Annotated in this window: 13 protein-coding genes; 2 read left to right on the plus strand and 11 right to left on the minus strand. The window is 61.2% G+C overall.

Annotated features, from left to right (window positions below):
* Nucleotides 1-71 precede the first annotated feature (71 nt).
* From zipA to ccmA, 11 genes are all read right to left on the minus strand, one after another.
* Nucleotides 72-1,904 (minus strand): cell division protein ZipA, encoded by a 1,833-nt coding sequence (zipA, locus tag R5M92_RS09095; RefSeq protein WP_346795608.1) that lies wholly within the window; start codon nucleotides 1,902-1,904, stop codon nucleotides 72-74.
* Between the two features lie 208 nt (nucleotides 1,905-2,112).
* The gene (gene smc / locus R5M92_RS09100; RefSeq protein ID WP_346795609.1) at nucleotides 2,113-5,610 is read right to left on the minus strand and encodes a chromosome segregation protein SMC; all 3,498 of its coding nucleotides are present in this window, start codon (nucleotides 5,608-5,610) and stop codon (nucleotides 2,113-2,115) included.
* A gap of 19 nt (nucleotides 5,611-5,629) precedes the next feature.
* A complete protein-coding gene (gene ccmI / locus R5M92_RS09105; RefSeq protein ID WP_346795610.1) occupies nucleotides 5,630-6,871 on the minus strand; it encodes a c-type cytochrome biogenesis protein CcmI in 1,242 nt (413 codons plus the stop codon).
* Entirely contained in the window at nucleotides 6,871-7,338 is a 468-nt protein-coding gene (locus R5M92_RS09110) for a cytochrome c-type biogenesis protein (protein WP_346795612.1), read from the minus strand. The genes ccmI and R5M92_RS09110 overlap by 1 nt, the downstream gene beginning before the upstream one ends.
* Nucleotides 7,329-7,856: a DsbE family thiol:disulfide interchange protein gene (locus R5M92_RS09115; protein WP_346795613.1), complete on the minus strand. Its 528-nt coding sequence runs from the start codon at nucleotides 7,854-7,856 to the stop codon at nucleotides 7,329-7,331. The genes R5M92_RS09110 and R5M92_RS09115 overlap by 10 nt, the downstream gene beginning before the upstream one ends.
* Nucleotides 7,853-9,856 carry a heme lyase CcmF/NrfE family subunit gene (locus R5M92_RS09120; RefSeq protein ID WP_346795614.1) on the minus strand — a complete coding sequence of 668 codons (2,004 nt, stop codon included), beginning with the start codon at nucleotides 9,854-9,856 and terminating at the stop codon, nucleotides 7,853-7,855. The genes R5M92_RS09115 and R5M92_RS09120 overlap by 4 nt, the downstream gene beginning before the upstream one ends.
* A 12-nt stretch (nucleotides 9,857-9,868) precedes the next feature.
* On the minus strand, nucleotides 9,869-10,378 hold the full coding sequence (gene ccmE / locus R5M92_RS09125; RefSeq protein WP_346795615.1) for a cytochrome c maturation protein CcmE: 510 nt from the start codon (nucleotides 10,376-10,378) through the stop codon (nucleotides 9,869-9,871).
* Nucleotides 10,368-10,607, minus strand: coding sequence for a heme exporter protein CcmD (gene ccmD / locus R5M92_RS09130; protein ID WP_346795616.1), 240 nt, complete (start codon nucleotides 10,605-10,607; stop codon nucleotides 10,368-10,370). The genes ccmE and ccmD overlap by 11 nt, the downstream gene beginning before the upstream one ends.
* A complete protein-coding gene (locus R5M92_RS09135) occupies nucleotides 10,607-11,347 on the minus strand; it encodes a heme ABC transporter permease (RefSeq protein WP_346795617.1) in 741 nt (246 codons plus the stop codon). The genes ccmD and R5M92_RS09135 overlap by 1 nt, the downstream gene beginning before the upstream one ends.
* A 12-nt stretch (nucleotides 11,348-11,359) precedes the next feature.
* Nucleotides 11,360-12,088: a heme exporter protein CcmB gene (ccmB, locus tag R5M92_RS09140; RefSeq protein WP_417339145.1), complete on the minus strand. Its 729-nt coding sequence runs from the start codon at nucleotides 12,086-12,088 to the stop codon at nucleotides 11,360-11,362.
* Nucleotides 12,089-12,116: 28 nt separating this feature from the next.
* Nucleotides 12,117-12,761, minus strand: coding sequence for a cytochrome c biogenesis heme-transporting ATPase CcmA (ccmA, locus tag R5M92_RS09145; protein WP_346795618.1), 645 nt, complete (start codon nucleotides 12,759-12,761; stop codon nucleotides 12,117-12,119).
* Between the two features lie 275 nt (nucleotides 12,762-13,036).
* On the opposite strand from ccmA, the gene R5M92_RS09150 reads away from it, so the two are divergent.
* Both R5M92_RS09150 and R5M92_RS09155 read left to right on the plus strand, forming a co-directional pair.
* Nucleotides 13,037-13,399 (plus strand): LexA family protein, encoded by a 363-nt coding sequence (locus R5M92_RS09150; RefSeq protein WP_346795619.1) that lies wholly within the window; start codon nucleotides 13,037-13,039, stop codon nucleotides 13,397-13,399.
* Nucleotides 13,399-14,028, plus strand: a complete 630-nt coding sequence (locus R5M92_RS09155) for an IMPACT family protein (RefSeq protein ID WP_346795620.1) — start codon at nucleotides 13,399-13,401, stop codon at nucleotides 14,026-14,028. Before R5M92_RS09150 ends, R5M92_RS09155 begins: the two co-directional genes overlap by 1 nt.
* Nucleotides 14,029-14,081: the final 53 nt, after the last annotated feature.

Genomic DNA, 14,081 nt, shown 5'->3' on the forward strand with positions numbered 1-14,081 from the left:
GATTGACGCGTGCTGCAAACAACGACACCCGCCAGCCGTGAAGCTGACGGGTGTCGGAAGCAAACCGCGAATCAATGGGCGTGAAGTTGTCGGCTCAAACGATGACGGCGTTCGAACTCATGCACTCGCTGGCGAGCGAATTCGATGGTCTGTGCGGTCATGACGCTATGGTTCTCATCCTTCAATTCGCCGCCCATATGACGTACCACTACCATGGCGGTTTCTACCATTGCCTCGAACGCAGCACTGCTATCCAGGGCGCCGGGTAGCGGCATCAGCAGGGTGATACCGGGAGTGGTAAAGTCCTCTTCGACATCGAGTGCGAACGTACCGGGCTTGATCACGTTCAGCATGGAAAATTGCAGCTCGCTGGTGGGGCTTTCGGTCTCGAACCGGTGGAACACTCCCATGTCGCTGCTGTAGCGCAAACCGCAAGCCATCATCAATTCCAGCAGCTTGGCGCCGGGGAAACCATCCGGATCGCGTGATATCACGCTGATCACGACGACTTCTTCGGCATGAGTCAGTGTATCCCGGGCATGGTTGCCATCCACGTCATTGCGCAGCGCCTTTTCCATGGTGGGATGGGTCGGCAGGCGCTCCTCGCGCCAACCATCCGCTGCCGAGCGGGCGTTGTGGTCATCGTCGGCTCGCTGAAGCTCCTGCTCGTAAGCGTACTGCTCCCGAGCTGCCGCTTCTTCCCGCTGGGCCTGCTCTTGCTGTCGAGCAGCCTCTTGTGCCTGGCGCGCCCGCTCCGCCTGAGCAGCCTCCTCGGCGTCACGACGCTTCTGAGCTTCGAGTGCCTTGCGCTCGGCTTTGAGCTTGGCCGCCTCCTGTGCGCGCCGAGCCTTTTCTTCCTTGCGCAGACGACGCGCCTGGCGATGCTCCAACATGCGCTTTTTGAGCGAGTGGCCCATTCCTTCGAAATCCACTAGCCGATACTGCTCGTCGTCATACTCGTCATTTTGCAGCTCATCGTCTTCCAGTGCGGAGAGAGGAGCAGCCGACTCTTGCGGCTGTGTCGACTGGTCCGGTGCCGCCCCGGCAGCGGGCTGGTTACCTACGGTATTACTGCGCAATTGCCGACGCGGCCTTGAAGCGTTCGCCTCACTCGCCTGGCTCTCGCTCTTAGGCGCGAGGGTCGGAGAATCGTCATCCGCCATATCGGCGGCCATCGTGGGTTCTTGCTCATCCAGTGCGGAGATACGCGGCTCCTGTCGGATATCGCCGACCCGCTCCTCGGCTTGGGCTTCGATGCTATCGATACCGCTCTTACCGTTATTTTTGCTTCTGCTACGGACCCTGTCACGTTCGGTGTCGGCATTGCCTTCACTTACTGAATGGAATGCAGTCATGGTGGCATCCGTTTCAGCGACCTCGCGTTCGACGCGGGGCTCGTCCTTTTCGCTGGCTGGCGCGGCAGGAGAAGAAGCAGTAGTCGCAGAGGTCGGTGAAGTAACGCTAGCAGGAGCTGGGGAGGGTCGTTCCGGCGACACGGGGCGAGACGCCATGGATGGAGTGGTCGCTTGCGGCGTCTCTTCCGTCGTACCTGCTGGCTTGTTGCCGGGGGAGATGTGTCCGGTTTCATGGCCGCCAAACGAATGCCGGAATTCCGAGAGCACCTTGGACGGCCCCGGATGCTCCTGGCGTTTGAGCTTGGGTTTCTCTTTCACTCCCGAGTAGTCCGCCGGGCGCAAGACTCTTGCCCCGCCGTTGGGGAGCTCCCACTCGATTTCCGCCTCGCGGGCGGCTGCTTCCGGATCCTGCTCCGACTCCCTTGAACTGGTATCCACCTGGTCCAGGCGGGGCACTCGACGCTGACGCTGCAAGCGACGCACACCGTCAACGACGATGAGCGTCACCAGCGCCAGTCCCAGAATAATAAGCCACTCTCTCAATTCCATGTTGAAAGTTCCATGGGTCGTCTTGCCTGTTGCTAAGGCGCCATGCCTAATAATGGGTACTGCCAGCAAGCATAGCGCGATTGCTACGAAAAGGGCCACATTTTGCCGATTTCCATGCTCCGGCACACTTGTTTTACCGAATTTACTTCCTTATGCCCACCCTTTTCCTTTATCGGGTGATTCACTACCTACCGAGAGTATCGTCTTTTCAAGCCTGAGCCAACGCGGCGGCTTCCTCTACCCCCACCGCAACCAGCCGCGACACACCCGGTTCCTGCATGGTGACACCCATGAGTCGCTCCGAAGCTTCCATGGCGATCTTGTTGTGGGTGATATAGATGAACTGGACGTTATCCGACATTTCCTTCACGAGTTTAGCGTAACGCGCCACGTTCGCATCATCCAGCGGCGCATCCACTTCGTCCAGCATGCAGAAGGGAGCGGGGTTCAACTGGAAGATGGCAAACACCAGCGACAAGGCGGTCAACGCTTTCTCCCCACCGGAGAGCAGGTGTATGGTGCTGTTTTTCTTGCCGGGTGGCCGCGCCATGATCGCCACGCCAGTTTCTAGCAGGTCTTCACCGGTCAGCGTCAGCCAAGCCGCGCCACCACCGAATACGCGTGGAAATAGCGTTTGAAGTCCGCCATTCACCTGGTCGAATGTTTCCTTGAAGCGCACCCGAGTCTCCTGGTCGATACGCCGTATCGCCCGCTCCAGGGTTTCCAGCGCATCGCTCAACTCCTGATGCTGCGCTTCTAGATAATCGCGACGCTCGGCTTGTTGGTCGTACTCCTCGATAGCCGCCAGGTTGATCGCCCCGAGCCGCTTGATCTTTTCCGCCACGCGCTCCAGTTGTTGTTGCCACTCGCCTTCAGTGGCCTCCTCCGCCAATTCCGGGAGCAGGGCGGCAGCATCGTGGCCCAGTTCGGCCAGATGCTCCTCCTGAGAGTCGGCCTTGAGCGCCAATGCCTGCACCTCCATACGCCGTTGCTGTAGCTGCTCGCGACTCGACTCCAGAGTGCGCTCGTGACGTTGGCGTGCCTGCTCGTCTTCGCGTAACTGATCCGCCAACGCCTGCGCCCTTTGGCGAACCTCGTTGAGGCGCTGCTCTTCGCGCTCCCGTTGGTGAAGCAACTCTTCCAGCTCTTCGCGCTCCATCTCGTCGGGCTCCACCAGAGCCTCACGCGCCTCCTCCAGTTCGGCGATGCGTAACTCGAGACGCTCATTGGCCTCGTCACTACGAGCTTGCTGGGCGACCAGGCCGGCCTGTTCGGTACTCAACCGCTGGGTTTCCAGGGCCAGAGCTTGCTGCTGCTCCTTAAGCGGCGCGTAGCGCTGGCGCAGTCGACTCAGCCGCTCACGCCCTTCGCGCCGGGCCTGATCATCGCTTTCGCGCTGCCGGGCCGCCGTCTCGAGCTGCTCCATGGCGACATGCCAGGCCTCGCGCTGCTCTTCCAGGGTCAGCTTGAGCTCGGCTTCGTCGTGGCTCAGCTGCTGCAATTCTTCATCCAGCTCCCGGGTGCGGTCTTCCAGATGCTCCAGGCGGCCTGCCAGGCTACGCTCCTTCAACGCTACCTGCTGATGACTTGCGGTGTGATCGCGCTCCTGCTGCGCCAACGTCTCGCGGGACCGCTCGATCTCACTTAGGCTTTCGGCGGTGGCGTGACACGCCTCTTCGCATTGCTCCCAGGCCTCGCGCGCCGCTTGCCACTGAAGCTCGGCATCGCGCTGCCGACGCCGCGTCACCAGCACGGCGTCGAGCTGTTCATTTTCCCCTAGTTGCTGCAACCAGCCCGCTCCCACCCACAGGCCATCGCGGCTCAAGACACTTGCCGGGGGTTCGATACGCTCTTGCCAGGCCAGGGCGGCATTGTGATCGTCAACGCAGTGTATCTGGGCCAACCAGGCATTAAGCGCCCCCGCGCCACGCACCCTGGCGGCCAGTGAATCCATGCTTATCGCGATGTCGGGTGCTTCCGCCCCGAGCAGTTGCAGGTTGCCGGCCAAGCGCTCATTCAGCGGTTGCAACTGCTCGGGCGTGACCATCCGAGCGCTCAACCAGGGGGCCAGCACCCAGGAAACCACCGTTTCCCATCCAGGCGAAACGTCCAGGCTCTCTCCCAGTCGCGGACACGAAGCCAATCCATGCGCCTGCAGCTGTTCGTTGAGCCGCTCATCGGGTTCCGCCAGGGCGGCTTCGAGCAAAGCGTTGAGCGAAGCCAACTCCCCCTGACACTCGCTCATTCGATCGCGTTGGCGGTCACGCTCACGGCTCAACGACTGCTGCTGGTCGCGCGCCTCGAGCAGCGCTCGTTGCAGTTCATCCCGCTTCGATTCGAAGGTCGCGGCTGTCTCACTGATTTCCGCCAGGCGTTCGCGTTGGACTTCATGCTCCAGGCGCAGGCGTTCCAGATCGTCGATTTCATTGCGTTGCTGGCGGCGGCGCTGGATATCGGCCTGATGACGGCTGATGCGCCCTTCTAGTTCACGGACTTGATCCTGACATCGCTCGGCGTCACGACCGGCACGCTGCCAACGGGCATTGCTCTCTTCCCAGGCGTTTTCCGCAGCTTCCGCATCCGGTTCGCAGGCTTGTTGAGCCGCCTCCAGTTCCTCGAGCTGCTCCTCCAGGGCTTGTTGCTCGGGTTCCAGCTCGGCCAGCCGATGGGAAATGACTTCGAGGCGCTCGCCGTCGCTCACGGTCAGTCGGGCTTGTTCGGCGTGCTCCCTGCGCGCCGCGTCGATATCACCCGCCAGCTGGGATTCGCGGCTGCGACGATGGGCGAGATTCTGCTCGAGGCGGGCAATGGTCGTTGTGGTGGCGTAGAAACGCTGCTGATGACGGTCCAGCTCTTCTGCCAGCTGGTCATGGCCGAGCCGCGCCTGCTCGAGGCGGCTTTCACACTGGCGAACCCCGAGCACTTCGCGCTCCACCGCGGTTTCAAGCTCGCGCACACGCGCCTCGTGCTGAGCCTGCTCGGCACGCAGGGTTCGCGCACGCAGCAGGGCCAGCTCCCCCTTGAGGCGATATTCGCGCTGCTTGAGCTCCTGGTAGCGGCGGGCGGCCTCGGCTTGACGCTTCAATCGCTCAAGTTGTTTATCGAGCTCTTCGCGAATATCGTCCAAACGCTCCAGGTTCTCCTGGGTACGCCGCATGCGGTTTTCGGTTTCGCGGCGACGCTCCTTGTATTTGGAGATTCCAGCGGCTTCCTCGAGAGTGGCCCGCAGGTCATCGGGCCGCGCTTCGACCAGGCGCGAGATCATGCCCTGGCCGATGATGGCGTAGGAGCGCGGCCCCAGCCCGGTGCCCATGAATAGATCGGCGATATCGCGACGGCGGCATTTCTGGCCGTTGAAGAAGTAGCTAGATTGACCGTCCCGCGTTACCTGACGCTTGACGGCGATCTCGGCATACTGGGCATAGACGCCCCCCATGCCGCCGTCGCGGTTGTCGAAACGCAGTTCGATGGCGGCCTGGCCCACCGGCTTGCGCCCGGTAGAGCCGTTGAAGATCACATCGGCCATGGATTCGCCGCGCAGGGTCTTGGCGGAGGACTCCCCCATGACCCAGCGCACGGCGTCGATGATGTTGGACTTGCCGCAACCGTTCGGGCCGACGATGGCGGTCATGTTGCCATCGAAGGGAACGGTGACCGGGTCGACGAAAGACTTGAAACCCGCCAGGCGGATGGAGGTCAAGCGCATCGAATCAGGCCATTGCCATCTATTCGAATACCCTGTCGATCACGACTTCCACTGGCTCGCCATCCTCAGCCGTCACTTCTGTTCTGCTCAACTCACCGAACAGATCGCCCGGCTGTGGGGTGGCCTGGCCCGAGGAGGAGACACGCACCATCAGCCGGGCCTCATCGACCATCGAAAGGCGGGCCTGAGGAGACATCGCCGTGGTGTCATCCAGGGTAACGGTCATGGGCAGCTCGGCTGCCGTGGTGCGAATCACGGCCAGCGGCGGCAGTTCGCCTTCCGTATCACGGGCCGTGATGAAGACCGTGGCATCCTCGTCGACCATTTCCGCCAAGGTGGGGTCCAGGCTGACACGCACGTTGATGCCCGGGCCGGAAGCTACTGCTTCAGCATCATCGGGTGCTATACCCATATGCTGCTGGGCAATGCGGATGCCTTCACGCAGGGACTGTTCGGTATTCGGGTCCCCGACACTGGCGATCGCGCGGCGCCAACGATCCACTGCAGTTTCGTAGTCGCCACGATCAAACGCCTCGATGCCGAGCAAGCCCAGCACGGTGGGTTGACGAGGGTCCAGCGCCAGTGTCTCGTCGACCAGGGCTTGCACCTCGGGGGTCAACTCGCGCCCGGCCATGAAGAAGCGGATCTGTGCCAGCTGCGCCAGCAAGGGTGCGACACGGCCTTCGATGGCGATCAGACGTTCCAGGGCATTCACCGCTTCCGGAATGCGTCCGGTTTCGCGATAAATCGGGAACAGTGCCGACCATACGTTGGGATTGTCGGGCTGGCGCTGCGCCTGCTCTTCCATGCGTTCGACATACATTTCCAGGGAGCCTTCGGGATGGCTTTCCACCTCCTGCTGTACCGCATACAACGCCAGGTCCCCTTCGGCACCTTCGTACTGATACCAGACCACCGCGGCGACTACCACCATCACCATGACCAGTGGGATCACGAACCGCCCGGCGGTTGCCGGTTGCAGCGGGCGCCGCTCGCTCGCTTCCGTGTCTTCCAGCAGGCTGCGTTCCAGTTCCAGGCGATCCTCGGCGTAGCGCTCATGGTCGATGTCGCCACGCGCCAGGGCGGCTTCAAGCGATGCCAGGCGGCGCTTGAAAACCGCCACATTCTGCTCGGCCGTGGTATCGCTGGCTTCGAATTCGGTTAGTTCCCGGTGCAATTCGGGGGCTTGACGTAACGGGGTGACGAGTAGCCACACCGCTGGCAGGAGCAGCAGGCCAAAAGCAATCCAGAGCAGTGTCATCACGACCTCTCACGGTTAATCAGGGCATCCAGGCGAGCGCTTTCCTCGGCGCTCAGCTTGCGGGAAGAGGCATTGCGACGCGCTCGCATCAGCAGGAAGATGACCAGCACTCCAACTACCACCAGGGCGATGGGCAGCCCCCAGAGCAGGTAGGTGCGGCTCTCCAGGCGCGGGTTGTAGAGAATGTACTCGCCGAACCGCTGGACCATATGATCGACAATTTCGATATCCGAGCGGCCATCCTGCAACAGCACATAGACCCGCTCGCGCATGTCGCCGGAAATCGGCGCATCGGAATCGTTGATCGCCTGGTTCTCGCACAACGGGCAACGCATGGAGCCGATAAGAGAGTGGTAGCGTTTCTCCAGCACGGGGTCGTCGAACTCGCGCATTTCGATGGCCGCCGCCATGGCGGTGCCGGCGCTACCGAGCACAAGCAATGCCAACAACAATCGTATCACTGCCATTTTTCTACCTCCGGGAGAATCACGTCGCGCACGTCAGCCGGTGAAATGTAGCCGGTATGGTGATAGCGGATGATTCCGTCGCGGTCGACCAGGAAGGTTTCAGGCGCACCGTAGACGCCCAGATCGAAGCCCAGATCGCCGTCCGGGTCGAATATATTCAGCTCGAAGGGATTGCCGAATTCCTCCAGGAACTGCAGCCCTTTCTCGCGTGTATCGCGATAGTTGATGCCTACCAGCCGGACGCCCCGGTCGGCGAGATCCAGCAGTTGAGGCATCTCCTGCTTGCAGGCCGGGCACCATTCGCCCCAGACATTGACCAGCGTCACCTCCCCCTTGAGCAGCGACAGGTCCACCTCTCGCTGCGGATCTTCCAGGGTGGAGTAGGTGAACGCAGGGAACTCCCTCGCCATCAATGCCGAGTCCCGATGCGAAGGGTCCAGCGCCAGCCCCCGGTAAAGAAAAATGGAAAACAGCAGGAACCCTACCAACGGCAATAACAGTAACAGTCGCCGTTTCATGAGTGTGCCTCCGTGGCCGTTCGGGCAGCAGCCGGACGCGCTGCCTCCTTGGCCCTGACACGACGGTAGCGCTTGTCGGCGACAGCGAGAACGCCACCGGCCGCCATCAACAGCGCCCCCAGCCACAACCAGCGTACGAATGGCTTGTACTGAATTCGCATGGCCCAGCTGCCGTCATCCAGATCCTCACCCATGGCGACGTACAGGTCGCGAAAGAGCCCCGGACGCAAGGCGACTTGGCTCATGGGCATACCGGTGGCCAGGTAGAGGCGTTTTTCCGGATTCATCTGGAAACTCCGCCCGTCATCACCACGCCGCACCTGCAATTCGGCAGTATCGGCCAGGAAGTTGGGGCCGCGCCGACTGGAAAGCTGCTGCATGGTGAACTGGTAACCGGCGACTTCCACCGTGTCCCCCGGCGCCATGCGCACGTTACGCTCGATATTGTAGTTGGAGACCATGGTCACACCGACGATGGTAACGGCGATCCCCAAATGGCCCAGCACCATTCCCCAGTAGGCCAGCGAGAGCTTGCGCAACCCGCTCCCCAGGGAGCCTGCATGACGCGTCTTGGCAAAGACGTCACGCACCATGGGCAACACGATCCACAGGGCCGATACCAGGCCCAACGAGACCCATAGATCCCAGCTACCCCCATAGATCAACGGCGCAACGATGCCGATGACGAGTGCCGCTGCACCGGCAAGCCACAGTTGCTTGACCACGACGTCGAATGACATGCGTTTCCAGCGCGCCGTCGGCCCCACGCCCATGAAGATACACATCACCACGGTCAACGGCACGAACAGCGTATTGAAATAAGGAGGGCCGACACTGATCTTGCCCAGGCCCAGTGAATCGAGAATCAGCGGGTAGACCGTTCCCAGCAGCACGGTCACCGTCATGATCACCAACAGGATATTGTTGATTAGCAGCAGAGAGTCCCGTGAAAGCCAGCTGAAGCCGACCTTCTGGCTCACCCGCGGCGCACGAAACGCGAATACCAGCAACGACAGGGTCACGGTGATTGCCAACAGCATCAGGATGAAAAAGCCCCGCGACGGATCGTTGGCGAAGGCATGCACGGAAGTCAACACGCCCGACCGCACCAGGAAGGTACCCATCAGCGATAGAGAAAAGGTGGAAATCGCCAGCAACACCGTCCAGCTCTTGAACGAACCACGCTTCTCGGTCACCGCCAAGGAGTGGATCAGAGCGGTTCCCGTCAACCAGGGCAGCAAGGAGGCGTTTTCCACCGGGTCCCAGAACCACCAGCCGCCCCAGCCAAGCTCGTAGTATGCCCACCAGCTACCCAGGGCGATGCCCACTGTCAGAAATGCCCAGGCGACATTGGTCCAGGGACGCGCCCAGCGGGTCCAGGCGGCGTCCAACCGGCCTCCCAGCAAGGCGGCAATGGCAAAGGCGAACACCACCGAAAAACCGACGTAGCCCATGTAAAGCATCGGCGGATGGATAACCAGGCCGAAATCCTGCAACAGCGGATTGAGGTCGGCGCCGTCTTGCGGCGTATTGAGCAGCAGACGCTCGAACGGGTTGGACGTCACCAGGATGAACAGCAGGAAGCCGACGGATACCAGCCCCATGATGCCCATGACACGGGCCACCATGTCCCGTGGCAGGGACCCGGTAAACCGCGTCGCGGCGTAGCCCCACCCCGCCAGCATCATGCTCCACAGCAGCACCGATCCTTCGTGGTTGCCCCAAACCGCGCTCAACTTGTAGTACCAGGGCAGCAGGGAATTGGAGTTATTGGCCACATTGGCGACGGTGAAATCATCCAGCATGTAGCTGGCGGTCAGACAGGCATAGGCAATTGCCACGAACAGAAACTGGCCTGTCGCCATGGGCTGACCATAGGCCATCCATAACGGGCGCCGGGTGGCGGCACCGGCCAGGGGTACCACACCCTGTATCGCCGCCATCAGCAGAGCCACTACCAGTGCGAAATGGCCAATCTCGGGAATCATCTTGATTATCATGCAAGCTCCGAATCAGTTCTGGGTGGCTTCAGTGCCATCCTGCGACTCCAGCCGCTTACCCACCTCGCTTGCCTTGGCCTGATAATCGGCCGGCGAGTAGCCCGCATCTTCCAGTGCCTGAGCCACTTCGGGGGGCATGTAATTCTCATCGTGACGGGCCATTACCTGATCGGCCCGGAAGCGGCCATCGGCCTGGAGTTCCCCCACGACCACCACTCCCTGGCCCTCACGGAACAGGTCCGGCAGGATCCCGCTGTAGTACACGCTGAGGTCATCCACATAGTCGGTGACCTGAAACTCGACTTCCAGGGTATCGCGGTCACGAACTACCGTGCCCTCCTTGACCATGCCCCCGGCACGAATCTGGCGCTCTATCGGGGCGTCTCCTGCGGCTATCTGCACCGGGCTGAAGAACAGGTTGATGTTGGCACGCAAGGCGTAGAGCGTCAGGCCGATAGCGATCGCCGCCAGCGACACCAGGCCGAGGATCACGAACAGCTTTTGTTTGCGTTTAGGCGTCATGGTGGTCTCCACCCTGTGCGGTAGTAAGGGGTTCACTAGAAGGACTGGTTTCGTGCCGAACACGCTCGCGGCGCTGGCGGCGTTTCAGGACGGTCAGCAGTTGTCGGCGTTCGCCGAAGGCATGTACCACTGTGCCCAGCAACAGCAATGCAGTGGCTCCCCAGGAGGCCCAGACGTAAGCGGCGTGGCCACCCATGGCAAAGAATTCGCGTAACGTATCGAAGGCCATTACCCCCGCTCCTCCACAAGTTCCTGCACCCAGCGCTTGCTCGACTCACGGCGCAATATCTCGCTACGCGTGCGCATCAGCGTCAAGGCGATAAAAAAGCAGTAAAAGCCCAATACCATGATCAGCAGCGGCAGCCACATTTCCATGGGCATCGAAGGGCGCGAGGTGATACTGAACGTGGCGGGCTGATGCAGGGTATACCACCAATCCACCGAGTACTTGATGATGGGAATATTGATCACACCGACCATGGCCAGCACCGACGCCGCCCGTGAAGCGCTGTCGCGACTGGAAAAGGCACCGCGCAGGGCGATCACGCCGAGATAGAGAAACAGCAGAATCAACATCGACGTCAAGCGTGCATCCCACATCCACCAGGTGCCCCAGGTCGGCACTCCCCATACCGCCCCGGAAAACAGCGAGATGAAGGTCATGGCGGCCCCCAGCGGCGCCATGACCGCTGCCGCCATGTCCGCCACCTTGATCTTCCAGACCATGTAGACCAGGCCCGCCACGGCCATGGAAATGAAGATGGACTGGGCCAGGAAAGCCGCCGGCACATGCACGTACATGATACGAAAGCTATTGCCCTGCTGATAATCCGCGGGGGCGAATGCCAGGGCCCAGACGCTACCGACCACCAGCAGCACCGCCGCCGCCACCCAGAACCAGGGCTGCAGCTTGGCGCTGATGGCGTAAAACCATTTGGGCGAACCCAATTTATGAATGAAGGCCCACATGTCTATCCGTCCTCAACCGTTGATACTGATGCGTAGCGATGCCGCAATCGCCCAGGGAGCCAGGATCAAGCCTACGGCGAGCAAGGCTCCCAGAATGGCAAGGTGCGCCAGTACGCCGTCACCCATGATGGCGGCCTGTACCGCTCCCGCACCGAAAATCAGCACCGGAATATACAGCGGCAACACCAGCAGAGACAGCAATACCCCGCCCCGCGCCAGGCCCACGGTAAGCGCAGCCCCGATCGCGCCGATCAGACTCAAGCTGGCCGTGCCCAGCGCCAGCGACAACGCCAGCACCCCGTAACTTCCCGCCGGCAAGGCCAGCATGACCCCCAATAGCGGCGCCATCAGCGCCAGCGGCAAACCGGTCAGCAGCCAGTGTACCGCCACCTTGGCCAGGCTCAGTGCCGCCAGGGGCTGGGGAGCGAGCAGCAGCTGCTCCAGGCAGCCGTCGTCGTAATCACTGCGAAACAGGCTATCCAGCGATAACAGCGCCGCCAGCAAGGCGGCCACCCAGAGAAGCCCTGGCGCAATTACCGTCAGCAGTGCCGGATCCGGCGATATACCGATGGGAAACAGGGTAATGACCAGAGCGAAGAAGACCAGCGGGTTCAACACCTCTCCGCGGTGACGCAGCATCAGAGTCAGGTCGCGTTTCACCATTGCCAGAAGGGCGTCCGAAAGATTGCCGGGAGCCTCTTCGATAGGCAAATGCCGCAGACCTCTGGGGTCTTCCAGCATAACAGCCGTGCCTTGGCGATCTATGGGGTCAGGTCGTTTCACCGCAGTCTCCCTGGCCAAGTTGTATCCGACGCAACGCAGGGGAAGAGCTCAGTTCATGGTGGGTCGTCACCAGAACACAGCCGCCATTTCTCGCATGTGCTGCCAGGCGGGCTTCCAATGCCGCCACACCATCGCGATCGATGGCGGTGAAAGGTTCATCCAGTACCCACAGTGAGCGGGGAATCAGCTCCAGTCGTGCCAGCGCGACACGACGCTGCTGACCCGCCGACAACTGTCCGGCGGGAACATCCTCGAATCCCGCCAGTTCCACATTCTCCAGCGCGCCAAGACAAGCGGTTTCGCTGCGTTTTTCTCCCGCCAAGGCTTGATACCAGTAAAGATTCTCCAGAGGAGTGAGCCCCGCTTTGACCCCAGGTGCATGGCCGAGGTACAGCAGGTTGGCAAGGAAATTCGACCGGGCCTGGCGCATGGAGGTTCCATTCCAGAACAGCTCTCCCTGGTAGTCGGAAAGTTGTCCGGAAAGTATCTTCAACAAGGTGGTCTTGCCGCTGCCGTTCGGTCCTTCGATTCGGACGATCTCACCGGCATTGATCTCCAGGTCCAACCCCTGAAAAAGCCAGCGGTCATCGCGTTCACAGGCCAATTGGCGGGCTTGCAGGCGCAGGCTCAAAAGTCTCTCCCGGCACGTTGATTTCGCGTCGAACTCTACACGGAAAGCCCTCCGCTCGCCAGTCAAGCTATGCGGCGCCGGGTCGCAGCTTGATCGCTATCAACTTTTACTTCTCTTTTGCTTACGAACAGTCGGATCGGCAAGAAATAGCCGATGGCGTAGCATGAACCTGGAACTGTAAGGACGTACAGGTATATACTTCAATACTGTATGAAAAGACACCCACAAAATATAACGGTGATTGCCTGCCTCCCTTGGCTCCAGGAGTTAAACCGATGCTACCTTCTCAGCTATGTCCTATCGCCTCCTCTCCCCACCCCATCCCTCACACTCGACCGCAGCGAGTCATGCGCCGCAATACCTACGCGCTGAAAGTCCGCGGTAACGCCATGTGTGATTGCAATCTTTTTGATGGGGATGTCATCATCATTCGCCGCCTGCAAGCGGGGACGAACGAAGAGACGGCGGTCGCCGAGATCAATCAACGCGAGGTGGCCTTGAAGAAACTGTCGATCGACCGCTTCGGCGTCCATCTTCTTCCCGCGGACTCCCTGCTGCCGGCCGTTTTCCTGCATAATCGTGACATTCAGGTACTGGGGTTGGTCATGGGGGTCAACCGCCAACCCACGGAGCATTGATGCGCTACCTTGTGCCTTCCCTCGACGAGCAAGAGCGGCATACCGCGGAAATCGACGTGGAGAAGAGCCGCTTTCTGGCCTGGCTGTGTCATGCGCCCACCCCGGCGGCATTCGAAAACCTGCTGCTGGCGGCACGCGCCGCCCACCCCAACGCCAGTCACCATTGCAGCGCCTTTATCGCCGGCCCGCCGGGGGAACAGAACCTGATCGGGTTCTCCGATGACGGCGAGCCCGGCGGTACCGCAGGCAGGCCCATGTTTCAGGTATTGGAAGGTAGCGGCATCGGCCAGGTCGGCTGCGTGGTAATACGCTATTTCGGCGGCACCAAGCTGGGCACCGGAGGCCTGGCAAGAGCCTACGCCCAGGCAGTAGCAAAGGGGCTGGAAGCCCTGCCCACCCACGAGGTCGTCGAGCGCGACGCCTACCTGCTGCAGGTGGATTTTTCCGCCGAGGCCGAGGTACGCAACTGGCTGCACGAGAATGACATTGCCATTCTCGACGTCGAGTACGCTGCCCGAGGCGCCGCCCTGACCATTGGCTGGCCACGCGACCAAGCGCTGGACCTGAGCCCACTGGAAAACCGCTTGAAGCAGACCGTGGAATGTCGCCGCCTTCCCCCCCAAACATGAACGCGGCATGCCAACCAAGGCATGCCGCGTCTCGTTCTGCTTTCTAATTTCTA

Origin of the sequence: Halomonas sp. Bachu 37 (assembly GCF_039691755.1) — a bacterium.
Taxonomy (GTDB): Bacteria; Pseudomonadota; Gammaproteobacteria; order Pseudomonadales; family Halomonadaceae; genus Vreelandella; species Vreelandella kashgarensis.

Coding starts and splice junctions, on each gene's coding strand:
- R5M92_RS09150 (WP_346795619.1), top strand. CDS start 13,037: ATGCTACCTTCTCAGCTATGTCCTATCGCCTCCTCTCCCCACCCCATC.
- ccmD (WP_346795616.1), bottom strand. CDS start 10,607: ATGGCCTTCGATACGTTACGCGAATTCTTTGCCATGGGTGGCCACGCC.
- R5M92_RS09135 (WP_346795617.1), bottom strand. CDS start 11,347: ATGTGGGCCTTCATTCATAAATTGGGTTCGCCCAAATGGTTTTACGCC.
- R5M92_RS09110 (WP_346795612.1), bottom strand. CDS start 7,338: ATGGCAGTGATACGATTGTTGTTGGCATTGCTTGTGCTCGGTAGCGCC.
- R5M92_RS09120 (WP_346795614.1), bottom strand. CDS start 9,856: ATGATAATCAAGATGATTCCCGAGATTGGCCATTTCGCACTGGTAGTG.
- ccmE (WP_346795615.1), bottom strand. CDS start 10,378: ATGACGCCTAAACGCAAACAAAAGCTGTTCGTGATCCTCGGCCTGGTG.
- ccmB (WP_417339145.1), bottom strand. CDS start 12,088: ATGCTGGAAGACCCCAGAGGTCTGCGGCATTTGCCTATCGAAGAGGCT.
- R5M92_RS09155 (WP_346795620.1), top strand. CDS start 13,399: ATGCGCTACCTTGTGCCTTCCCTCGACGAGCAAGAGCGGCATACCGCG.
- smc (WP_346795609.1), bottom strand. CDS start 5,610: ATGCGCTTGACCTCCATCCGCCTGGCGGGTTTCAAGTCTTTCGTCGAC.
- ccmI (WP_346795610.1), bottom strand. CDS start 6,871: ATGACACTGCTCTGGATTGCTTTTGGCCTGCTGCTCCTGCCAGCGGTG.
- R5M92_RS09115 (WP_346795613.1), bottom strand. CDS start 7,856: ATGAAACGGCGACTGTTACTGTTATTGCCGTTGGTAGGGTTCCTGCTG.
- zipA (WP_346795608.1), bottom strand. CDS start 1,904: ATGGAATTGAGAGAGTGGCTTATTATTCTGGGACTGGCGCTGGTGACG.